Annotated in this window: 17 protein-coding genes; 5 read left to right on the top strand and 12 right to left on the bottom strand. The window is 43.9% G+C overall.

Translation table 11 applies throughout. From position 1 onward, the window contains the following. Positions 1-296: 296 nt before the first annotated feature. Together V7K36_RS08880 and V7K36_RS08875 are read left to right on the top strand one after the other, a co-directional pair. A complete protein-coding gene (locus V7K36_RS08880; protein WP_335114945.1) occupies positions 297-2447 on the top strand; it encodes an Rne/Rng family ribonuclease in 2151 nt (716 codons plus the stop codon). 8 nt (positions 2448-2455) lie between these two features. After that, a complete protein-coding gene (locus V7K36_RS08875; RefSeq protein ID WP_335114943.1) occupies positions 2456-3112 on the top strand; it encodes a ribonuclease HII in 657 nt (218 codons plus the stop codon). A gap of 273 nt (positions 3113-3385) precedes the next feature. On the opposite strand, the gene V7K36_RS08870 is transcribed toward V7K36_RS08875, so the two are convergent. Then, positions 3386-3973 carry a DUF1997 domain-containing protein gene (locus V7K36_RS08870; protein WP_335114941.1) on the bottom strand — a complete coding sequence of 196 codons (588 nt, stop codon included), beginning with the start codon at positions 3971-3973 and terminating at the stop codon, positions 3386-3388. A 71-nt stretch (positions 3974-4044) separates the two neighbouring features. After that, positions 4045-4431: a VOC family protein gene (locus V7K36_RS08865; RefSeq protein ID WP_335114939.1), complete on the bottom strand. Its 387-nt coding sequence runs from the start codon at positions 4429-4431 to the stop codon at positions 4045-4047. Between the two features lie 226 nt (positions 4432-4657). Between V7K36_RS08865 and pheA the strand changes: the two genes are divergently transcribed. After that, positions 4658-5533 carry a prephenate dehydratase gene (gene pheA, locus V7K36_RS08860; RefSeq protein ID WP_335114938.1) on the top strand — a complete coding sequence of 292 codons (876 nt, stop codon included), beginning with the start codon at positions 4658-4660 and terminating at the stop codon, positions 5531-5533. A 134-nt stretch (positions 5534-5667) separates the two neighbouring features. Here pheA and V7K36_RS08855 read toward each other — a convergent pair whose 3' ends face one another. The 8 genes from V7K36_RS08855 to V7K36_RS08820 form a co-directional block, all read right to left on the bottom strand. Beyond that, positions 5668-6315 carry an LON peptidase substrate-binding domain-containing protein gene (locus V7K36_RS08855; RefSeq protein ID WP_292796955.1) on the bottom strand — a complete coding sequence of 216 codons (648 nt, stop codon included), beginning with the start codon at positions 6313-6315 and terminating at the stop codon, positions 5668-5670. 205 nt (positions 6316-6520) lie between these two features. Then, positions 6521-6838: a 30S ribosomal protein S10 gene (gene rpsJ, locus V7K36_RS08850; RefSeq protein WP_008232935.1), complete on the bottom strand. Its 318-nt coding sequence runs from the start codon at positions 6836-6838 to the stop codon at positions 6521-6523. A gap of 183 nt (positions 6839-7021) precedes the next feature. After that, positions 7022-8251: an elongation factor Tu gene (tuf, locus tag V7K36_RS08845; protein ID WP_334824644.1), complete on the bottom strand. Its 1230-nt coding sequence runs from the start codon at positions 8249-8251 to the stop codon at positions 7022-7024. Positions 8252-8274: 23 nt separating this feature from the next. Further along, positions 8275-10353, bottom strand: a complete 2079-nt coding sequence (gene fusA, locus V7K36_RS08840; RefSeq protein WP_335114936.1) for an elongation factor G — start codon at positions 10351-10353, stop codon at positions 8275-8277. A 137-nt stretch (positions 10354-10490) separates the two neighbouring features. Beyond that, on the bottom strand, positions 10491-10961 hold the full coding sequence (rpsG, locus tag V7K36_RS08835) for a 30S ribosomal protein S7 (protein WP_292831101.1): 471 nt from the start codon (positions 10959-10961) through the stop codon (positions 10491-10493). 533 nt (positions 10962-11494) lie between these two features. After that, on the bottom strand, positions 11495-11878 hold the full coding sequence (rpsL, locus tag V7K36_RS08830; RefSeq protein ID WP_012410236.1) for a 30S ribosomal protein S12: 384 nt from the start codon (positions 11876-11878) through the stop codon (positions 11495-11497). A gap of 108 nt (positions 11879-11986) precedes the next feature. Continuing rightward, complete coding sequence (locus V7K36_RS08825; RefSeq protein ID WP_335114933.1) at positions 11987-12313, bottom strand: HesB/IscA family protein; 327 nt, start codon at positions 12311-12313, stop codon at positions 11987-11989. 251 nt (positions 12314-12564) lie between these two features. Next, the gene (locus V7K36_RS08820) at positions 12565-12984 is read right to left on the bottom strand and encodes a cupin domain-containing protein (RefSeq protein ID WP_335114931.1); all 420 of its coding nucleotides are present in this window, start codon (positions 12982-12984) and stop codon (positions 12565-12567) included. A gap of 160 nt (positions 12985-13144) precedes the next feature. Here V7K36_RS08820 and V7K36_RS08815 point away from each other — a divergent pair, with 160 nt between their 5' ends. Further along, positions 13145-13306, top strand: coding sequence for a hypothetical protein (locus V7K36_RS08815; protein ID WP_335114929.1), 162 nt, complete (start codon positions 13145-13147; stop codon positions 13304-13306). Positions 13307-13367: 61 nt separating this feature from the next. On the opposite strand, the gene V7K36_RS08810 is transcribed toward V7K36_RS08815, so the two are convergent. Next, complete coding sequence (locus V7K36_RS08810) at positions 13368-15416, bottom strand: phosphodiester glycosidase family protein (RefSeq protein WP_442948449.1); 2049 nt, start codon at positions 15414-15416, stop codon at positions 13368-13370. A 771-nt stretch (positions 15417-16187) separates the two neighbouring features. On the opposite strand from V7K36_RS08810, the gene V7K36_RS08805 reads away from it, so the two are divergent. Further along, the gene (locus V7K36_RS08805) at positions 16188-20909 is read left to right on the top strand and encodes a glutamate synthase-related protein (RefSeq protein WP_335114925.1); all 4722 of its coding nucleotides are present in this window, start codon (positions 16188-16190) and stop codon (positions 20907-20909) included. Between the two features lie 661 nt (positions 20910-21570). On the opposite strand, the gene V7K36_RS08800 is transcribed toward V7K36_RS08805, so the two are convergent. Further along, positions 21571-22482 carry a polysaccharide deacetylase family protein gene (locus V7K36_RS08800; RefSeq protein WP_335114923.1) on the bottom strand — a complete coding sequence of 304 codons (912 nt, stop codon included), beginning with the start codon at positions 22480-22482 and terminating at the stop codon, positions 21571-21573. Positions 22483-23763 lie beyond the last annotated feature (1281 nt).

Genomic DNA, 23763 nt, shown 5'->3' with positions numbered 1-23763 from the left:
TAGGTTACTCTCAAATCAAGCGTCCTGGGTTAAAAGCTAACTCAGGATTTAGAACTTTCAACTCAGAACTCTCTTGATTGAGCGTATTGGATCACGAATCAATCACGGACTGTTGATTTAATTGCTGAAACAATACGCAGCCGGGTAAACGCTCTTAAGAGCGCCAATAGCTATTTAATTTAGAAGCTCAGATTTGCGATTTTTATTACCAGTAGCGCCTTTAGAGGGTTGTAGGGACAACAAAGGTATAACAAACCTCCATACCTATTGGTGCTGCCAGTTTTTGAGGAAATTGAATGCCAAAACAAATTATCATCGCGGAGCAGCACCAAATTGCTGCGGTTTTTTCTGAAGATCAAATACAGGAACTCGTTGTTGCTACGGGTCATCATCAAATAGGTGATATCTACTTAGGAGTAGTAGAAAACGTATTGCCTGGGATAGATGCGGCTTTTGTGAATATTGGCGACCCAGAGCGTAACGGTTTTATTCACGTCACCGACTTAGGTCCATTGAAGCTAAAGCGTACCGCAGCAGCAATTACAGAACTACTAGCACCACAGCAGAAAGTTTTGGTGCAAGTAATGAAAGAGCCAACGGGGACAAAAGGTCCCAGGCTCACGGGTAATATCACCTTACCCGGACGCTACGTAGTATTGATGCCCTATGGTAGGGGCGTAAATTTATCCCGACGGATTAAAAGTGAAAGTGAGCGCAACCGCTTGCGGGCGCTGGCGATTTTGGTCAAACCGGCGGGAATGGGTTTGCTCGTGCGTACAGAAGCCGAAGGCAAACCCGAAGAAGCGATTATGGAAGATTTGGAGGTGCTGCAAAAGCAATGGGAGACCATCCAGCTAGAAGCGCAGTCCACCCGGGCCCCAGCACTACTCAACCGGGATGATGACTTCATTCAGCGCGTATTGCGAGATATGTACGGCGCGGATGTGAATCGGATTGTCGTGGATTCTAGTACTGGTTTGAAGCGCGTAAAGCAGTACTTGCAGAATTGGAGTGGAGGTCAAACACCGCAGGGATTGTTGATTGACCATCACCGCGATCGCTCCCCAATTTTAGAGTACTTCCGCATTACTGCCGCCATTAGAGAAGCCCTAAAACCGAGAGTAGACCTACCTTCTGGAGGCTACGTCATCATAGAGCCGACTGAGGCATTAACCGTAATCGATGTTAACTCAGGTTCCTTTACGCGATCGGCAACAGCTAGAGAAACAGTTTTGTGGACAAACTGCGAAGCTGCAACAGAAATTGCTCGTCAGTTGCGTCTGCGGAATATCGCCGGGGTAATCGTCGTTGATTTTATTGATATGGAATCACGACGTGACCAACTGCAAGTTCTCGAACACTTTAATAAAGGACTCAAAGCAGACAAAGCTCGTCCTCAGATTGCTCAACTTACCGAACTGGGTTTAGTAGAACTGACCCGGAAGCGTCAGGGTCAAAACATTTACGAATTATTTGGTGAAACTTGTCCTACCTGTGGCGGTTTAGGACATACTGTGCGTCTCCCTGGAGAAATTGAAAACCGATTGCCAATACTATCAGATACACCAGAGCGCGAGCGTTTTGTCTCCCTGCCTCACCGAGAACCACGTCAGCCATCTGCCCGCATCCCGGAACCACGAGAAACCTATGATGGATTTGGGGAAGCATTTGACGGCGACTCGGAATTGAGTAACCTAAATCTGATCAATCATCCTAGTTATCAAGAACTTGATAATAAACGTCGTACCCGCACTCGCCGCAGTCGAATTGGCATTAATGGGTTAAATGGGAAAGATGAAGCTCGCCCTGTTGCCAATCCCCTGGCTTTTGTGAACGAGCCAGACTTAGACCTTGATGTGGAACCAGAACTAGGAGTTGCACCAGAGATCCCCTCACCCACCCTTGGTAAACCAGGTTGGAGTGAAAGAGTAGAGCGCATTAAAGTTATCAAGGCAGAGCCAATCAAACCTGTGGTAGAACCACCGGACATTAGGACTGTAGAAATGAGCCTCCAGGAACAGGATATGTTTGCCTTGATGGGAATATCTCCCTTGGTGAAGTTAGAGCAAGAGGTTAAAAATACCAAGTCTGTGATTATTAATGTGATTCAGCCCGGTCAACAGCCGACAACCTCAACTGAATCAACCTCAGAATCAACTGTTGTCCAAAAAGCAACACCTGAAGTAATTGCAACCAAGTTACCAATACCTAAAGTTATTGAACCAGAACAAAAATCTTTGATAGAAGAGACAACCCAAGCATCGGATCTGACTGCAAACCCTTCGGGACGCTTGTCTGCGAAAGCCTCCGCCAACGCGATCGCAGATGAAAGCGATTTGAACAGCACCTTTGCCGCCAACGCGATCGCAGATGAAAGTGACGCGAACAGCGCCGCTACTGCCAGCCGTCGTCGCCGCCGTCGTTCCTCCGCGATCGAGGATAATTAATTTGTTTTATGGTAGAAACATCGCCAACACCCTTAAAACAATCCAGTTGGCTGGAGTTTTCTACCTTGTCAGGGATTCCAGGGTTGGTTGCAGGTGTGGATGAAGTCGGGCGAGGCGCTCTATTTGGCCCCGTGGTGGCGGCAGCAGTGATTCTACCAGATCATGCTTTGCCAATACTGATGGCAGCTAAAATTAAAGACAGTAAAAAGTTGTCTAGTTCTCGTAGAACTCAGCTAGCGCAACAAATTTCTGGGCTGGCTATAGATTGGAAAATTGGGTTTGCTTCTAGTGCCGAAATTGACAAGATAAATATTTTGCAAGCGACGCTGTTAGCAATGAAGCGGGCTGTGCTGAAGTTAAAGGTACAGCCTGCACTTTGCTTGATTGACGGTAATCAGCCAATCAAAGACTTACTACTGCCGCAACAAACAATAGTCAAAGGGGACGAGCGATCGCTCGCTATTGCCTCTGCTAGTATTGTCGCTAAGGTTTGGCGTGACGAACTGGTACTGCGTCTAGCATTAAAATACCCTATGTACAACCTGGAGTGTAACAAGGGTTATGGTAGCCAGCAGCATTTGCTGGCTTTGCAACAATACGGGTCTTCGCCCCTGCATCGTCAGTCTTTTCGTCCTTGCCAAATCAAAGTACCGAACGCTGAGTGAGTGAACTACCCCAACCTATAGACGGACGGGGCTTCCCAATTCATCAGGAACAGCCTCCAGAACTCCGTAGTTCATTGGTCTGACATTCCCTCCAAAGGCAGGAGTCCTGGTTCCCAAGACCCAATTTTTTTCTTGTAACATATACCTATTAGCTTGGTTTTCGCTTATGGCATTGATAGTCAAGACCTAATTATCCTACCAGAGAAATCACCCACTCCCTATCCCCACCCTACTAAGAGTTGAGCGTGGGGACTTCCGCGATACGTTAAATAATTACTCAACATTCAGGATTGGTAATTCACTACTGTCACCGTCAAGTCCTCTATCTTTGGTTTGTGATACCACCCAATAGCGGTAATCCGCCAAAAGTTGATTTAATAACCGTTGCTTGACCGACAACAGCACGCTTTTGAGCAAACCATTGCCAGTAGCTTCTAAAATCGGCTTAGGAGTGAAGGAAAATGGCGGTGGAAAATCCACCAGCACTTCTAAATCAGCTTTTCCTTGCAGGCGAGTGCCAGTGCTAAACTCTTGAGGAGACAAATGCCCTTTTAAATTGAGAGCAAAGCGCTGGTTAATATACTCGAAACCGAGGATTTCACAGCCTAGCGATCGCAAATAAATAACTCCATTTGATTCCGCCCACACTCTCATGTCTACAGTAGGTTGAATACTTAGTGACATAAAAGTTAGCGGACGCATTTTCAAGCGAAATACTTCCTCAGAAAGCTGCTGAATCCGGCTATTGTCAACTAAAGTTTTAACCAAACGCTGAGGCTGACGCAAGTAGTGCTGAATGGGAATAGGCTGCTCTGGAACAGCAATTTCCACTGATTGTGAGGCAGTAAACTTGGTAGCCATGAATTGAAGGAAGTAATTGTTTGATACTTCTATTATTGATTAATTTCTTGTGTTTATTTTTTTAATTTAGTTTACATTGGGCTACCAATTTCAATAAGAATCCCATCTAAATCACGGACATAAGCCACTGTTTGTCCCCAAGGCTTAACTTTGGCATCTACAACAACCACAGCACCAGCTTTTATGGCACGCGATAAAGCTGCTGCTATATCGTCTGTTAAAAAACCAACCTCAATACCAGCAGGTAGATTTGACAGACTGTTTTCTTGGAATCCCTGGGGAAGGTAAGATTTTGCAAGTTCATTTGAGGCAAAAGCGAGAGTTGTTCCACCCGTTTCCATCTCAGCGTATTGTTTGCTCTCGTGAATAAATTGCTGTTTTAGTCCGAACGCCTTTTCGTAAAAAGCGACCGACTGGGCAACATCCTTTACATAGAGAATTGTGTAGGAGAACTTCATAATATTTACTTCTCACTTAAACAACCACTGAAATCAAATTAGTACATTTGCTCTACTCAGTCAAGCCTCCACACCATTGAACAGTGACAAACTGTATAATTACGCTACCTAAAAGAGCGGTACGCAATCAAATGAATCAAGTTCAACCAATATTCTCGATCAATAAAGAAAGGCTGGGTTTAGCCACGATATAGTCTATAAATTGAACAGATAACTAATAAACACCATGACTTTATCGATCGCACATTTAGGGCCTCCCGGCACTTACACAGAACAAGCAGCTGTTTTTTATGTCAACTGGTTGAGCAAAAGTACGGGAGTTGAAGCGACGTTATGTCCATATCCCACCATCTCCCAATCACTGCACGCCGTTACTGATGGTCAAGCCCACTTGGCTGTTGTGCCAGTGGAAAATTCTATTGAAGGGAGTGTTACCACAACACTGGATACACTTTGGCAGTTGGACAGTTTGCGAATTCAGTTGGCTTTGGTATTACCCATTGCTCATACTTTAATTTCCTGCGCGTCTAGCTTAGATAATATAAAAACTGTTTACTCTCACCCGCAAGCTTTGGCACAATGTCAGCGATGGTTAGAGCGGTTTCTGCCGACTGTACAGATTATTCCCAGCAATTCTACAACCGAAGCACTACAGCGATTGGAGCAAGACACAACAACAGCAGCGATCGCTTCTAGTAGAGCTGCTCAACTCTACAAATTGCCCATACTTGCTAGTAACATTAACGACTCTCCAGAAAACTTTACTCGTTTTTGGGTAGTAAGTCAGGGTGAAGCGGACACCGGATACCAGATATCAAAAGTGCCAGCCAGCTATACATCCCTAGCTTTTAGTATGCCTGCTAATGCACCCGGAGCATTGGTCAAACCTTTGCAAATATTTGCTCAGTTAGGGATTAATCTTAGCCGGATTGAATCTCGTCCGACGAAGCGATCGCTAGGCGAATACTTGTTTTTCATGGATTTAGAAGCGGATGCCAAGGAAGCACAAATGCAATCTGCTTTAGCAGAATTAACTATCCACACAGAAATTTTAAAAATTCTTGGCGTTTACAATGTTTTGCCGATCAGTCCTGTTACTTGATAAATTAGGAGTTATCAGTTAGGAATTAAGAGTTATCAGTTATCAGTTAGGGACTATAAATTATAAGTTATCAATTTTTTATTTTGTGTTATTTTTTCCTAACTCCTAACTCCTAACTCCTAACTCCTAACTGCTCACTTTTGATTAAATGTATCTTTGAGAACAGCGCGAGCTGCCAAGTGATTCCGAGTAGAAGTTAAAATTTCTGCTTCCCGCTCTAGACGAGTTGAAGTATCTTGCATTTCTAGCAATAACTGCTGCTCTGCGGCGACACCGTAAAGATTACTGGCTACCCAATAAGATAGCTCTGTTGGTAGGTCAGGCAAATCTTCTGGCAGTTCGATATTTTGTTCGGTTAATTTGGCTGACAAACGCACAACATCTCGAAGTAGTTGTTCTACTTCAGAAGACAAAGGCCGCAAATCTTTAGTCGGCGCTTGGTCTTCAATCCACTCCACTAAGCCAACACGGTATGGCTTTTCACGAACATACTCTAATACACGAAATCTTTGCTGCCCTAGAGTCAACATCTTGATCCGATCATCTGGGAGTCGCTGGTGATGAACGATTTCCGCACAACAACCAGTGTTTGCAATTGTGCCTTTAACAGGATCGAACATCAAAACACCGAACCTGCGATCGCTTTCCAAAATCGTGTTCATCATGATTCGGTAGCGAAATTCAAAGATGTGCAGGGGCAATGGCCTTGTAGGAAATAGAACTACTTCGGGTAACGGGAACAGAGGTAGTTCACGAACTGCAATTTTAGAAGATGATGTCATTGTTACCTTGGTATAAACTTAATCTTAAAAAATAATTTTTCTCTGCTTTTCCCGTACTTTGTCTACATTCTATCATTTGTTTCCGAGCTAAATAAAAGCCCTGAGATATATTTCTTCAGGGCGATGTAAATATTCATACTAATCACATTTGTCATTTGTCATTTGTTTATTGACCAATGACCAATGACCAATGACCAATGACCAATTAAAGTTTGACTTCGATATCTACACCCGATGGTAGATCCAATTTCATCAGGGCATCGATAGTCTTAGAAGAGGGCTGATAAATGTCAATAATCCGGCGATGAGTACGGGTTTCAAAGTGTTCCCGTGAATCTTTATCTACGTGAGGCGATCGCAGCACACAATAGATCCGGCGTTTTGTTGGTAAAGGAATTGGGCCTATAGCTGTAGCGTTGGTGCGGTTAGCTGTGTCTACAATCTTCTCGCAAGATGTATCTAATAGGCGGCGGTCAAAGGCTTGTAAGCGAATTCTAATTTTCTGCTGCTGTAGAGTTGCCATCTTTAATTTTCCAGGTTCTGCGTAATTAGGGGAGTAGTTAGAGGGTAAAGGTTACAGCTTATAGGTTACAGAAAACTATCACCTGTCCCCTGTAACCTATTACTTTATTTATAGAGGGAAGAGAAAGGAGCAGAGAGGCATAATAAATACCATCTCTGCTCCTTCGTTATGAGCAAAAAGGTGCTACTTCAAAATTTTGGAGACGACACCAGCACCGATAGTGCGGCCACCTTCGCGGATAGCGAAGCGCATTCCTTGTTCAATAGCGATCGCGTTGATCAATTCTACTGTCATTTTAATGCGATCGCCTGGCATGACCATTTCGGCTTCGCTGCCATCATCAGAGGTGAAGGCTTTGATCGTACCAGTTACGTCGGTTGTCCGCACGTAGAACTGGGGACGGTAGCCGGAGAAAAATGGAGTCTTACGACCACCTTCTTTTTCTGTTAAAACGTATACTTCACCTTCAAATTGAATGTGAGGTTTAATTGAACCTGGTTTGGCGATTACCATCCCCCGTTCAATATCAGCCTTCTGAATACCCCGGAGGAGTACGCCAGCGTTGTCCCCAGCCATACCTTGGTCAAGACTTTTCTTGAACATTTCAATACCAGTTACGGTAGTGGCGCGAGTATCTCTGATACCAACTAGTTCAACGTTATCGCCAACTTTGACTATACCCCGTTCAATCCGACCGGTGGCGACAGTACCACGACCTGTAATTGAGAATACGTCTTCTACAGCCATCAGGAAGGGCTTATCAACATCCCGCTCAGGGGTGGGGATGAAAGAATCTACAGCGTCCATCAATTCGTAGATTTTGTCTACCCAAGGATTTTCACCCCGTTTGGTCTTGGGATTCTTGGCCATTACTTCCAGAGCTTGCAGACCAGATCCTTTGATAATGGGGATATCGTCGCCAGGGAAATCGTAGCTGGTAAGCAATTCTCGAAGTTCTAGTTCCACTAGTTCTAGGAGTTCTGGGTCATCCATCAAGTCTTCCTTGTTCAAGAAGACAACCAGACTGGGAACACCGACCTGTTTTGCCAACAGGATGTGTTCGCGGGTTTGGGGCATCGGTCCATCGGTAGCAGCTACTACGAGGATGCCACCATCCATCTGGGCAGCGCCGGTGATCATGTTCTTCACATAGTCAGCGTGTCCAGGGCAGTCTACGTGAGCATAGTGCCGACTAGCAGTTTCATACTCAACGTGAGCGGTATTGATGGTAATACCCCGCGCCTTTTCTTCTGGCGCGTTATCGATTTGGTCGTAACCCTTAGCTATAGCTTGACCCATAGCTGCCAAGGTCATGGTAATGGCTGCTGTTAACGTGGTTTTACCGTGGTCAACGTGGCCAATGGTACCGATATTGATGTGGGGTTTATTCCTTTCAAACTTTGCGCGTGCCATGAATGCTCATTTCCTTATTTTAACTAAGCGTTCCCTTTGCCTTTAGCAATGATTGCCTCAGCCACGTTGCGAGGTACTTCTTCGTAGCGACTAAACTCCATTGAGAAGATGCCCCGACCTTGGGTCTTCGACCGGATATCAGTAGCGTAGCCAAACATGGTCGCCAGTGGGACTTTGGATGTCACCTTAGCGAGTCCTTGTTCAGTGCTTTGGCTTTCAATCTGCCCCCGTCGGGCAATCAGGTCGCCAATGACATTCCCGATATAGTCTTCGGGAACTTCAACCTCAACTTTCATCATAGGCTCTAAGAGGACGGGTGAAGCTTTCAGCACAGCCTCTTTCATCGCCATTGAGCCAGCGATTTTGAAAGCCATTTCCGAAGAGTCTACATCGTGATATGACCCATCAATTAGCGTCGCTTTGACGTCAATCAACGGATATCCCGCGACAACACCGGATTCGCAGCTTTCTTTCATTCCTTGTTCGGCTGGGTTGATGTACTCTTTAGGTACTGTACCGCCGACAATTTTGGAGACGAATTCAAAACCACTACCGGGTTCTCCAGGCTCCAAATTGATCACAACGTGACCGTATTGACCTTTACCACCACTTTGGCGGATGAATTTGCCCTCAACTTTGTTCACAGCTTTCCGAATTGTTTCCCGGTAAGCTACTTGCGGCGCACCAACATTCGCTTCCACCTTGAATTCTCGTAACATCCGGTCTACTAGAATTTCTAGGTGTAGCTCTCCCATCCCCGCGATCACGGTTTGGTTTGTTTCCGGATCGACGCGGACACGGAAGGTGGGGTCTTCTTCCGAAAGAGATTGCAGAGCCTTGGATAGTTTATCCATGTCATTCTTGGTTTTGGGTTCAACCGCCACCGAAATTACAGGCTCAGGAATGAATAGGGATTCCAGAATTACTGGCGATCCTTCTTCACAGATCGTGTCACCTGTCAAGGTGTCTTTCAATCCCAGGGCTGCTCCCAAATCACCCGCTCGCAGTTCATCGACATCTTGTCGGTCATCTGCTTTCATCAGAACTAAGCGGGAAATCCGTTCTTTTTTATTCTTACTAGCGTTGAGGACGTAGCTACCCTTTTTCAACACACCAGAATAAACGCGAACAAATGTCAGGCGACCATAAGGGTCAGCCATAATCTTGAATGCCAGAGCCGCTAGGGGTTCGTTGTCATCAGCCCGTCGTTCAACGCTATCGCCATTCGGCAGTAAGCCTTGAATTGGTGGCACTTCACTTGGCGATGGCAGATAATCGACAACGGCATCCAGCATCAATTGCACGCCTTTGTTTTTGAATGCCGAGCCACAAAGTACTGGTACGATTGTGCCAGCAACTGTGCCTTTACGCAGACCAAGAGCGATTTCGTCTGCTGTCAGTTCTTCGCCCTCGAAGTACTTAGCCATTAGAGTGTCATCAGTTTCTGCCACTGCTTCGACTAGCTTGACGCGGTATTCATCTACCTGCGCTTGCAATTCCGCGGGGATATCCGTTTCCTGAATATCGGTTCCTTGGTCATTTGCGTAAATATACGCACGTCGATGTACCAAGTCGATGATCCCTTGGAATTCGGTTTCACTACCAATTGGTAATTGAATAGCGATCGCATTCGCCCGCAAGCGATCGCGCATTTGCTCGTGAACTTTATAGAAGTTTGCTCCAGTGCGATCCATCTTGTTGATAAAGGCGATCCGAGGAACTTTGTAGCGGTCTGCTTGCCGCCACACTGTCTCAGACTGCGGTTGCACGCCGCCCACAGAACAAAATACTGCGATTACACCATCTAACACGCGCATGGAACGCTCAACTTCAATTGTGAAGTCTACGTGACCCGGAGTATCGATAATGTTAATTTGATGATCTTTCCAACTGGTACTGATAGCAGCCGCAGTAATGGTAATTCCCCGCTCCCGCTCCTGCTCCATCCAGTCTGTGACGGCAGTTCCTTCGTGAACTTCGCCAATTTTATGAATTATTCCAGAGTAAAACAATATTCTCTCTGTTGTTGTTGTTTTGCCCGCATCTATATGCGCCGCAATACCGATGTTGCGTACTTTCGCTAGCGGGATCGTGCGTGCCACAATTACCTCCTATAGTTTTTGCCTCATGATATCTTGTATATTACTCTTTGTTAAGATTCTATACTTTTGCGGAAAACCGCCTTTTTTTGTAAATCTACGATATACCGCTTCGGGAGGGCGATATATCGCTTTTCTACTTAGTAACGATAGTGTGCAAATGCTTTGTTAGCTTCCGCCATCCGGTGCGTTTCTTCCCGTTTGCGAATGGCATTTCCAGTTTCGTTGGCAGCATCCATTAACTCATTTGCCAATTTGCTTGCCATTGTGCGGCCTGGTCTAGACCGGGAATATTGCACTAACCAACGCAGTGCTAGGGTAGTGCCACGTTCTGTACGCACTTCCATTGGTACTTGGTAGGTTGCTCCGCCAACTCGCCGAGCTTTTACTTCTACTAAAGGCGTGGCATTTCGCACCGCTCTTTCAAAGGTTTCTAAGGCAGCGCTACCAGTGCGTTCCTCAATAGTTTTCAATGCATCATAAACAATCCGTGCGGCAAGCGATTTCTTGCCATGACGCATGATCCGCCTGATAATCATGCTCACAAGGCGACTGTTATATACGGAATCAGACGGAACTGGGCGCCTTTGAATAACACCACGACGAGACATACTTCACCTTTAATTCGGAATTGGCAACGAAATTATATGCTATCAGACACCGGAAACTAAAAGTGGTGGAACCCAACCCTCAGACTTCCTCAATTTTCTTCGGCTGTTGCAGCGAGGCTGACCTATTGACTGCCAATTTTGGATTTTGGATTAAGCGTTTTCGTTATATGCCCCTACCCTTGCGGTTAGAACAAATCAAAAATCGAGAATCTTTAAGCCCTATTCCCTTTTGGGTCGGGTAAATCCAAAATCGCAAATCTAAAATTGTATGACTTGCTACCTGCAACTAAATACTCAAGGCAACAAGATTATAAACTTTAATGTCCAGATGAGAATTTTGCTGTGGGTTACAGCGTTCTCCTCAGAACTTCTAGACTTGCTCGCTTAGTGTAGGTATAGCTTGCTTGATTTTTTGAAACAGACCTTGGCAGCCTTGATAACTGCTGTTAGAACACAGGCGGTAATCATTTTTTGTCCTTGGGCGCTTTTAAGGCAGACGATTAATCGTGTTGGATGCGATTAATCGTCTAATCCTATTTTTTCGCTTCTTTGGGACGTTTGGTTCCATACTTGGAACGGCCTTGCTTGCGGTCTTTGACTCCGGCTGTATCTAGGGTGCCACGGATAATGTGGTATCTCACGCCTGGTAGATCCTTAACCCGACCGCCACGAATCATCACAACTGAGTGTTCTTGTAAGTTGTGACCAATGCCTGGAATGTAAGCTGTGACTTCAAATCCAGAGGTAAGTCTGACTCTTGCTACTTTGCGTAGGGCTGAGTTAGGCTTTTTTGGTGTGGTCGTGTATACTCTGGTACAAACTCCCCGACGTTGGGGACATTGTTTCAGAGCCGGGGACTTGGTTTTCTGACGCGCTTGTTCGCGCTCATTTCGTATTAGCTGCTGTATTGTTGGCATGAGTTACAGCGCGTAAAGCTGCTTATGGTCTAAGTTTTAACAAATCCTGATTATATCGTTTTTTACTGTTTTATGTCAATTGTTGTTTATCAATTGTTTGACCAATGACTAATGACTCAAGGAGAAGGAATTGCCACAGCTACAGGTAGCGATCGCCTGGGGGTTGTGGAAGCGAAAACCACCACCCATTAAGTCTTCTGAATAATCAACCCTCAAACCGTTGAGGTAATTTAAGCTTGCGGCATCTATGACTACTTGAATCTCATCCAAGTCGAAAACCTGGTCGCCAACTTTTATTGCTTTATCGAAGGACATATCATAAAAGAACCCACAACAACCACCTGGTTTTACTGCCAATCTAAACAAGACGTTTGGTTGCTGCTTGGACTTTATTCGCCCAATCTCAGTCGCGGCTGCTGGACTCAGATGAATCATGGAACTCGTTTTTTGCAATTGAATACCCGATCTTCATTTTACAGATGGGTTAACCCTTGCTATCTCCCTGTACCAAATCACCGAACCCATGAGCGCGATCCCTATTACTACATTTATAGCATATAGCACTAATATGTATGCTTCAGTCCCCACCTTAACTAGGTAGGGACTTCTGGTGTGCAGTGTTTACCAAAGAGGGTTTGCACAAAAATGTATCTATTCAGTTTTGGGATTAAAGCCTTTAGATAGTTTTAATCCTTGGTACGAGCATAGTCATCTTGGTAGCGAATAATATCATCTTCTCCCAAGTATTCGCCATTTTGCACTTCAATCAACACCAAGGGGATCACGCCAGGATTCTCTAAACGATGAGATGTACATTGAGGTACATAGGTTGACTCATTATTGCTCAGTAGTACTTCTCGCTCACCACAAGTTACCCTAGCTGTACCAGAGACAACGATCCAATGTTCGCTGCGGTGGTGGTGCATTTGTAGACTGAGGCGGTGTCCGGGCTTAACTTCGATGCGCTTGATTTTGTATCCGCGCCCTTCTTCCAAAACTGTAAAAGCACCCCAAGGACGTAACTCTGTTGCAGCAACACCTCTGGAAGTGATAGCTGGAGGTAGGTGTAGAGTCTCAGTGTGTGTAGTTTCTTGATATCGAGCCATAGTTACCTCATTTGGAGCCATAACAAACCGTTCGTACTCTTTACTATTGATAAAAATTTTGGCGCTATCTTGCAACCTTGAAAATCAGCAATTTTGTCGCACCGTAATAAACATAGCAAAATCAAACCTTATGGTGTAAATCATCACTACTAAAACTACTATGTCTATACCAAGTCTTCATCAAGCAAAATGGCAGCTTGTTCTAAACTTTAAAAAAGGATGGGGGATTGGGCATTGGGGATTGGGCATTAGGCATTGGGCATTGGGCATTGGGCATTGGGCATTGGGCATTGGGCATTGGGCATTGGGCATTGGTAATTAAGAGACTTCTCTATTCCCTAATTATTAATGCGTAAGTCCTATTATTTTTGAATTTTGAATTGTTAACGTGGTTGCAGGAAAATACCAATTCCGTTATGAACACGAGCGGCAGTACTAGGCGAGCGGTCGAGTAGTTGCCCTCCTAAATAAAGGCTGGTAGAACTACCACCGTCCAAATTCAGGGCATCCACACAGCCCATGAGTTGCATCAATTGGGCATGTTCTGCCAAATTAGGCCCATAACCGCCGACACGATTATGTGTGGCAGTAATCATCAGTGTGCCTGTTGCCGTTGTGCAAATACCGCTACGAATAGCTTTTTCGGCAATAAAGGCATTGCTGAATTTTTCGCCTTTGGCATCAAGGACAATTTGACGGTTTTGGACTAATAGCGGACCCGCTCCAATAATCTGGGGATAACGACTAAAATCAGCTGGAGCCGTGACGCTGGAAATACTTACTGCGCTTCCAATAGGTAGTTGTGAGGCTGCACTAGCAGCGTTAGCGCGTAAAGTTAGCAGGTAGCCATCCTGGGGAATGGGAACCGCCATACCACCTACTTTGTCGCCTGGTAACTGTTCAGTAATTTGGTCTTTCTGTACCACTAGGATAATTTCGTTGTCTGTCAGGGGCGTGTAAGTTAATCCCCAAGCTGGGGTGTAACGAGCAATGCCACTCTGGACGTAACCACTGTTGAGGAACAGAATTGGTAAGCGCTGGTTATTTGCTGTGATTAAAGTTTCTTCTAAGGTGAGACGACCGAAGTAAAATTGGCCAGAATCATTCCAAGCGATCGCACCCCGGTTAAGAATGGGGCCTGATAACCACTGACTATCCCGACGAATCGCACCCAATGGCAATCTGTTATTACGGTTAAAATAACCACCATTAATCCCAGCTACTGCTAAGTAACGTTGTGCTGTTTGAATTAAGGTAGCAGTACCCGCAAGCCCATTAGGACTAGCCCACATAGGTTTCAACGTTAGCCCAAATTTGCGGGGATTAACTTCTAACCAAACCACAGGAAAGCGGTCTGTGCCTAAGTTTACATAATGCTGTCGCCAGCGCAATCCTGGCGCCCAAGTAATATCCCGTTCTTCTAAAGGATCGGGTCGAATATCGATAATGAGGCGATTGGGGTTAGCTACAGTACTAACTTGAGGCGATAAACCAAAGGGAACGCTCAGACTAATAATCGTTTGGTTTTTCACCACCTCTACATGTTGAATCAGTGGTTCAGGGGCTGGTGCTAGTGCTGGTGCTGGTGATAATTGTTTGAGTAGGTTTTGCAGCAATGTTGGTGGTGCTGGTGGTAGCTGGGGGGTATAGCGTTCTATCAAAACAGGATCGGCTATTCCATCCAGGGTAACTGTCCACTCTCGATTTGGCGGTACAGTAGATTTGGGAGTTAGTGTGTTTGAATCAGAGGATGGAGTTTGAGGTTTTGCGATCGCTAACCCTTCTGTAACTTGCCAGGGAGTTGGACGATCTAAATCGACAAGAATCCGAGCCTGTTGTAAAGGAGTAACACTCGCGTCTGAAGGTTGCTGGCTCTGAATAATATTTGTCACTTGCGCTTTTGGGGTAGCAATTACCAAGGTGTTGCCACTGACTTGGATTTGCCAGCCGGCTGTTTGAGCAAAATTAGTAATATCCAGATAGCGATATGCTCCTAGTAGCCTGGTGGCTAAAACCACTGGCTTTGTCACCGATGAAAACCACTGTATTGGTTGCCTCGCCCAATTACTACTATTTAAGAAATTTACTCCCATTAATTGCCTGAATGTCCCGTCACTGAGATGAGTTGTTATTTGACCAGATTTTCCAGGTCGCTGCAACCAAGTTCCTGGTAAGATACGCCCATTGAGGGAAACTTGATTACCAGAGAATGCCACACTTGTTAAAGGAGATGCAGGTGACTGTGAGGTTAACCTGGGTATTGATTTGATGGTTTTCGGCGACTCCTGGGCGTTGGTAGCGCAGGTAGTAGTTAAGCACAGTGCTGTCAAAAATATTGGTGACACAGTAGCCCGGAAAAACCTGCGATCGCCCTTGGCATTGGCGGAGCGATCGCTATTCCCTAATTGGCAACAATTCAGCATTTTTACCATAATTTACTAGGTACTTTTGAAAAGTATCACCCAAGGTATAAACTAACTAATTATTTGGAAATATAAAAAAAACATGACTTTCTTTTTGAGAAAACATGGTATTATCTATATTGGCTTGTTATCTCTTTTAAACATAAATAACCATTTAGGGGCTAAGTCCACTGCAACCAAGTGTTTGAACTAGCACTAATTCCAACCACACTATACACGGTGGTCTTGGTTATCAAAACTGGATTAAGATATTCAATCCTGACTGAAGGTTGCGATTGTTGCTAGTTCAGTTGGGTGTAGTTAAATAGTTAGATGTCTGGCAACTGGTAACCAGCAAAAGTTTAGACAACAACAAAAATATTTGGGAATTGTCAAATGGGTATATATTGTAATACGCTGATCTTATTGCTGGTTCAGGATGAATTTGGCTTTAAAACATAGTATAGCCTTGAGTTTTAATTTTGTTTCAGATGAGCCGAAATAGGCTCTAGGAGTAGCTAGCGTGCATCTGGAAAAAGGGGATTGAGAAAATACTTAGCTTCACAATATAAAAAAGAAACTGTCAGGGCAAAAATAATGTCTTGGCGGAGGTAATTTATTTAACACCGCATAAATACATAAAAAATACGCAACATTCTAACGCGGGTGAACTAATAAAGTAAAACCTAAAATTTTTTTTCCTAAATTTCGGTGCTTATATATTTCTCCATCGCTGAATTTAGAAATTTTTTCCCACAATGTAGTGGCGAAATTGGTAACTCAATACTTCAGGAACAGGGTATGAATAATAAACCGATGAATCAAGACCAGAAAATCACAGCAAAGATAAACTCAAGAGATACATATCAGGGGCAAAAGTGGTTAGTAGAGGAACGAGATGCCTGTGGTGTCGGTTTTATTGCTCATCGCCAGAATCATACCAGCCACGAAATTGTCGAAAAAGCCTTGGCTGCTTTAACCTGCTTAGAGCATCGAGGAGGTTGTAGCGCTGATCAAGACTCTGGTGATGGTGCTGGAGTATTGACAGCAATACCTTGGGAGTTGTTCCAACAAGATTTTGCTCAAACGGGGAAGGAATTTTCATCCACCAATAATATAGCTGTGGGGATGATCTTTCTACCACAAGACCAGGAAGCAGCCCAAAAAACTAGGGCGACTGTTGAGCAAGTAGCTGCTGAAGAAAAATTGATTGTACTGGGTTGGCGAGTAGTGCCAGTGCAAACTGATTTACTGGGGGTACAAGCAAGAGAAAATCAACCCCAAATTGAACAAGTTTTGTTAGCTTCTGTTGACAAAAGCGGCGATGAATTAGAACGACAGTTGTATATTACCCGCCGCCGCATTAGTAAAGTTGCAACCAAAATCTCAGAAGAATTTTATATCTGCTCCTTGTCAAGTCGCACAATTGTCTACAAAGGCATGGTGCGTTCCGCCGTCTTGGGCAACTTTTATCACGATTTAAAAAATCCAGCTTACAAAAGCGCCTTTGCTGTTTATCACCGCCGCTTTAGTACCAATACGATGCCCAAGTGGCCTCTAGCTCAACCAATGCGGCTTTTGGGTCACAACGGCGAAATCAATACCTTGTTGGGTAACATCAACTGGATGATGGCACGAGAAGCTAGCCTGAATCATCATGTTTGGGGCGATCGCATTCAAGAACTCAAGCCATTAGTTCACATTGATAACAGCGACTCAGCTACCCTAGACAACGTACTGGAATTGTTGGTGTGTTCTGGACGCAGCCCCTTGGAAGCTTTAATGATTATGGTTCCAGAGGCTTACCAAAATCAGCCTTCTTTGCGTGACTCTCCAGAAATTGTTGATTTCTACGAATATTACAGTGGACTACAAGAAGCGTGGGACGGGCCAGCACTTTTAGTATTCAGCGATGGCAAAAAAGTTGGTGCAACACTAGATCGTAATGGCTTAAGACCAGCTCGCTATCTGATTACTAAAGATGACTACATTGTTGTAGCTTCTGAAGCTGGGGTAGTTGATTTCCCAGAAGCCGATATTGTCGAGAAAGGTAGACTCGGACCAGGGCAAATGATTGCCGTGGATTTAGTAAACCAGGAAGTGCTGAAAAATTGGGAGATTAAGCAGCGCATCGCCAAGCAGCACCCTTATGGTGAATGGCTGCAACAGTACCGTCAAGAACTCAAAGAAATTGTCAGTAGTCAGTCATCAGATGGGAATGGAAATGGACATCTGGCTGCTGAAAATCGTAACGGGCATAGTACACCTGACAAAGTTGACAAGCAAAGCTTGCTTCAGTTTCAAACAGCCTTTGGTTACACCACAGAAGATGTAGAAATGGTGATTCATCCAATGGCGATCGCCGGTTCAGAGCCGACTTTCTGCATGGGTGATGATATTCCTTTAGCGGTGTTGTCACAAAAGCCCCACCTGCTTTATGACTATTTCAAACAGCGCTTTGCTCAGGTGACAAACCCAGCGATCGATCCCCTCCGGGAAAAGCTAGTAATGTCTCTGAAAGTCGAACTGGGTGAACGGGGTAACTTATTAGAACCCAAGCCAGAATATGCGCGGAGATTAAAACTTGAGTCGCCATTGTTGACAGAGGTAGAGTTGGAGGCGATTAAGCTGTCAGGATTTGCCACAGCCGAGTTGTCAACCCTATTTGCGATCGCCACTGGTCCAGAAGGATTGAAAGCCGCAGTAGAATCTTTACAAGCACAAGCAGCTGAATCAGTCCGGGCAGGTGCAAGGATTTTAATATTAAGCGATGCCTATGGCGGGCTACACCAACGGATAAATGTAAATGACGGTATCAGCACAGAATATACCTACATTCCTCCCCTGTTAGCAGTGGGTGCCGTACATCATCACCTGATTCGTGAAGGGTTGCGAATGAAAACATCCCTGATTATCAATACTGCCCAATGCTGGAGTACTCATCACTTTGGTTGTCTCATTGGCTACGGTGCTGGTGCAGTTTGCCCGTATATGGCTTTAGATACGGTGCGTGATTGGTGGTCTGATCCCAAAACTCAAAAGTTAATGGCTGTGGAGAAAATTCCAGCCCTGACCCTAGAACAAGCTTTAGGAAACTATCGCAAAGCAGTAGAATCAGGTTTACTAAAAATTCTCTCCAAGATGGGAATTTCTCTGCTCTCCAGCTATCAAGCAGCCCAAATCTTTGAAGCTATTGGCATCGGTGGGGATTTAATCGAACTGGGATTCCGTGGTACGACTTCCCGCATTGGTGGTTTGAGTGTTAGCGAACTCGCTGATGAAGTGCTTTCTTTCCATAGCAAGGCTTTCCCAGAACTGACGACCAAGAAATTAGAAAACCTGGGCTTTGTGCAATACCGTCCTGGCGGCGAGTACCACATGAATAGCCCAGAACTGGTCAAGGCGCTGCATAAGGCTCTAGATGGCAAAACCTACGACCACTACGAAGTCTACAAAAAGCATCTCCAAGGCAGACCAGTAACAGCCTTACGGGACTTGCTGGACTTCCAAGGCGAGCGCACACCAATTCCTCTAGAAGAAGTGGAGTCAGTAACTGAAATTGTCAAACGCTTCTGTACAGGTGGGATGTCTTTAGGCGCTTTGTCAAGAGAAGCCCATGAAACTTTAGCGATCGCTATGAACCGCATTGGCGGTAAATCTAACTCAGGGGAAGGCGGCGAAGACCCAGTGCGCTATACAGTTTTAGATGATGTAGACGAGTTTGGTCACTCACCGACCCTACCTCATTTAAAAGGATTGCGGAATGGTGATAAAGCTTATAGTGCCATTAAGCAAGTTGCATCGGGACGCTTTGGAGTTACGCCAGAGTACCTAGTCAACGCCAAACAAATTGAAATCAAAATTGCCCAAGGTGCCAAGCCTGGGGAAGGTGGACAACTACCAGGTCCCAAGGTGAGCCAATACATTGCGATGTTAAGGCGCTCGAAGCCAGGTGTGACGCTGATTTCGCCGCCACCGCACCACGATATTTATTCTATTGAAGACCTAGCGCAACTGATTTTTGATCTCCACCAAATTAATCCCAAAGCAAAGGTATCGGTGAAGCTAGTTTCAGAAGTTGGCATTGGCACGATCGCTGCTGGTGTAGCTAAGGCAAACGCCGATATTATCCAGATTTCTGGCCATGATGGTGGTACAGGTGCATCGCCATTAAGTTCGATTAAACATGCTGGCTCACCGTGGGAACTCGGTTTAAGTGAAGTGCATCGCGTCTTGATGGAAAATAGCCTGCGCGATCGGGTGATTTTGCGCGTAGATGGCGGACTCAAGAGTGGTTGGGATGTGGTAATAGGTGCATTGATGGGCGGTGAAGAATTCGGTTTCGGCTCCATTGCCATGATTGCTGAAGGCTGTATTATGGCGCGAGTTTGTCACATGAACACCTGCCCTGTAGGTGTTACTACTCAGAAAGAAGAACTCCGCAAGCGGTTTACAGGAATACCGGAACAGGTTGTCAACTTCTTCTACTTCATCGCCGAAGAAGTGCGTAGTTTGTTAGCCCGACTTGGCTACCCTTGTTTGTCAGAAATCATTGGACGTGCAGATTTGTTGAAACTGCGCCCAGAGGTAAAACTCACCAAAACGCGATCGCTGAATCTGGACTGTTTACTCCAGTTACCAGATAGCAGAGAAAATCGTAGCTGGTTGGTGCATGAAGAAGTCCACAGCAACGGCGTGGTTTTGGATGACAAATTGCTTGCCAATCCCGACATTCAGGCTGCCATTGGCAACCAATCTACTGTCACCAAGACCTACCCTATTGTCAATACTGACAGAACAGTAGGCACAAGATTAGCAGGAGCGATCGCTTCTCAATATGGTGATAGCGGTTTTGAAGGACAAATTAATCTCAATTTCACAGGTAGTGTTGGGCAAAGCTTTGGTGCGTTCAACCTCCCTGGCATAATTCTGACTCTGCAAGGAGAAGCAAACGACTACGTAGGTAAAGGGATGCGTGGTGGTGAAATCATCATCAAACCTCCATCTGATGCTACCTATAATGCAGCACAAAATGTGATAGTTGGCAATACCTGCCTCTATGGTGCTACTGGTGGCATATTATTTGCCAACGGTCAAGCAGGAGAGCGCTTTGCTGTGAGAAACTCCAAAGGCATAGCAGTGATTGAAGGCGCTGGGGATCACTGCTGCGAATACATGACAGGTGGTGTGATTGTCGTCCTTGGCAAGGTAGGACGTAACGTAGCTGCTGGAATGACTGGTGGACTGGCATACTTCTTAGATGAAGATGACTCATTTCGTGAGTTAGTCAATCTGGAAATTGTCAAAATCCAACGGGTGATTACAGAAGTAGGTGCAAAACAGCTGCAAGAGTTAATCCAAACTCATGCCGAACGCACTGGTTCACCAAAGGCGAAGAAAATTCTGCAAAACTGGCAAGAATTTTTGCCGAAATTCTGGCAGTTGGTTCCACCTTCTGAAGCTGATAGTCCCGAAGCTGATCCTGAAAAAACAACTGAGTTCAGTTTAGTAACTAGTCATTAGACATAATCAAATGAGGTACATCATAGTCCCCTCCTCGCTTACGGGGAGGGGGTTGGGGGTGGGGTTTTTCTACCTGATTATTGACCTATTGTTGTGCTTGATAATTTTAATTAAAAACACTCCTATAATAGCTCCGTCGAACATCCCAAATAATAATCTAAAAACCAATACTTATACAACAAAACGACATAAAAAGGCTCAATTATAGTTCATTAATTTATGAACACCAGCGAAATACCTTTCTCATCGTAAATATAGCTATACTTGCACCTATTGCCCCTAACATACCGGGAATGAAGAATCTAAAATCAATAATTCTTTTAAGTATTCTATGATGAGAATCAATAATTCTTTTAAGTATTTCATTTGGATTTTTAAATGAATCTTTAAGAATAAAAATCTCCACGATTACTAGACCTTCATACCCTCCGATAGCCCCAATTAATAATCTAAATATTTCAATAAAAAATTATTTTTCCTTGTGATAATTAGGTAGCTATTCCAGTAAATGCTCCTCCCAAAAAATATGTTGTAATTAATACTATGGCAATTGCTAATAGCGATTGAGTGTCAAGTTGCATAATCTAAATTATTCCTGATGATTAATTTTAGTTTTTAGCCAATTAGTATTGACGAATTAACTATAATTAATAATTAATAATTAATGCTTTTTGTTAGCAAGCAACTTTTGGTCTGCATCTTCTATTTCTAAAAGCTCTGGAATAGTCACAAAGCGATAGCCTTGCTTTCTAAAATTGCTAATAATTTCTGGTAAAGCTTGTATAGTTTTAGAACGGTTCCCACCACCATCATGCATTAGTACAATCCCACCAGGTTTTGAATCTTTAATCACGTTATTGATCAACTTTGGTACAGCAGGTAACTTGTAGTCTGTGGAGTCAGCCGACCACATCACCACAGTATATTTTTGCCCTTTAGCATAAGCAGCTAATCCATTATGCATGACACCCCCAGGCGGTCGGAACAGATTTGTTTTAGCACCTGTAACTTGATAAATTAGGTCTTCTGTGCGATCAATTTCAAAAGCAGCTGCTTGTGGATTAAAGAAGTGATACCAGTGATGCCAAGTATGGTTGCCAATGACGTGACCTTGAGCGACAATTTGCTTTCCTATTTCTGGATAATTTTTTAGGTTCTGCCCGACGACAAAAAACGTCCCTTTGATATTATTTGATTTCAGAATATCTAGCACTTGCTCTGTGGTCTGAGGCCAAGGTCCATCATCAAAGGTGAGAGCAATTACTTTCTCACCTTGAGTAAGCTTTGCAGCGTTAATTATTGCCCCTTGAAAACGTGACGGTACAGCGTAGGATAGTCCTTTTTTTTGTGCTTCTTGCTGCCAACTTGTAATCATCGCCGCCTTTAATTTCTCAATGCGCTGCTGAGTTCCGACGTTTGCAGCTACAGCCTTGATATTTATACTTTGTCTATTCTGAGCCTCCGAAGCATTTGGCCTTAGAAGCATCATGAAAGCAAGGCTAAAAACACCACATAAAGCAAGCAACGCAATTAATATTCCTTCTGGCCAGAGAAATGACTTATTGTTTTCCACCTGATAGCTCCTTCAAAGATCGAACCATCAACCACGATTATGACGGTACGTTATAGCACATTTTTTTAGATATTTAGATATAGTTGCTTTCTGGTAATCCCGAAAATTGGAATTGAGACTAACGGAAATTCACAATCGAGAAGACAGACTATACGGCTTTAACTGAAATCTAGATACTCTAGATTTGGGCGATCGCTTATACAATACTTGGTACTGTATTAATGTCAACCCACTCATAAAAGGTAAAGTCTGCACTTTGCCACTCTTACCGCTAGCTCTAAGAAGGAACACAATCAGATAATTAACCACACCCCAAAATCCTCTTAATAGGAGTTTTGAATTAGTTACTGTCTTTGACTTCACCGCTAAGGCAGCATTATCCTTTCAAGTTTTATAGCTTTTCAAATAAGATGACCTAGACTGTCGCGCCTACAATTCGCACTTTTCGCGGGCAGAAGTTTTTATCGCAAGACTTTCTGACAAGAAAGTTGTATAACTTACAGCTTAGTGAATTATTTGATTAACATACAAAACTACTTACAAGGGGCGGAGTATCTTTCAAAAAAGAGTCTAATAAACTATTAGTTCTATTGTTGATAAGATATATTTTACTGCCTGCTGCCATTGCTTCCTTTTTAAGAAAAAGTTAAATTTTCAACTGACAGAATGTTGCCTTGTACTTTCTCTGAAATAGAGAGACGAAAATTGATTCAATATAGTTTCTCATTGCCAAGGGGCACTTATTCGTTAACCTAGATACTTTTGAGCCATTTAGCAAAAATAATTTTATCGGCAGTTTAGTTCTATTTTTGGTGCTGATACTTTAACCTAAATTGCTAGTAGCTTTCTGTCTGTTAATGTTTTTCTCAATAATTAAGGAGATTTATATCTTAAAAATAGTACAGTTTAATATGCATTGTCACCGTGTAATTACGGAAAATAATCGCATATATATAAGCAAGCTGTTAAAATCACAATAGTACGGCATCTAAACTATACTATTGAACCATTTAAATGTAATATTTTTTACTAATAACACTTGATTAAGCTATATCTGTGTATTTAAAAATACCTTTAAATTGAGATTAATTTTCTGTAATATCACTTAATGATATATACCAAAATATATTTTCTTCCAACTAAGCCTCCAGCAAGACTGCCCTTTGCCTTTTTTCCTTAAAGTGAAGCAGATATTGTTAGACATTCGGTAAACTGTTTTGCCATTCAACGACCAATTTTCTGCTCAAAGAAAAAACCGACTGGCTGTATCGCTCTATCAGT

The sequence above is a fragment of the Nostoc sp. genome (assembly GCF_036919555.1).
Classification (GTDB): domain Bacteria; phylum Cyanobacteriota; class Cyanobacteriia; order Cyanobacteriales; family Nostocaceae; genus Nostoc.
The sequence above is the reverse complement of the archived record's forward strand: the minus strand, read 5'-3'. Positions and strand labels throughout refer to the sequence as shown.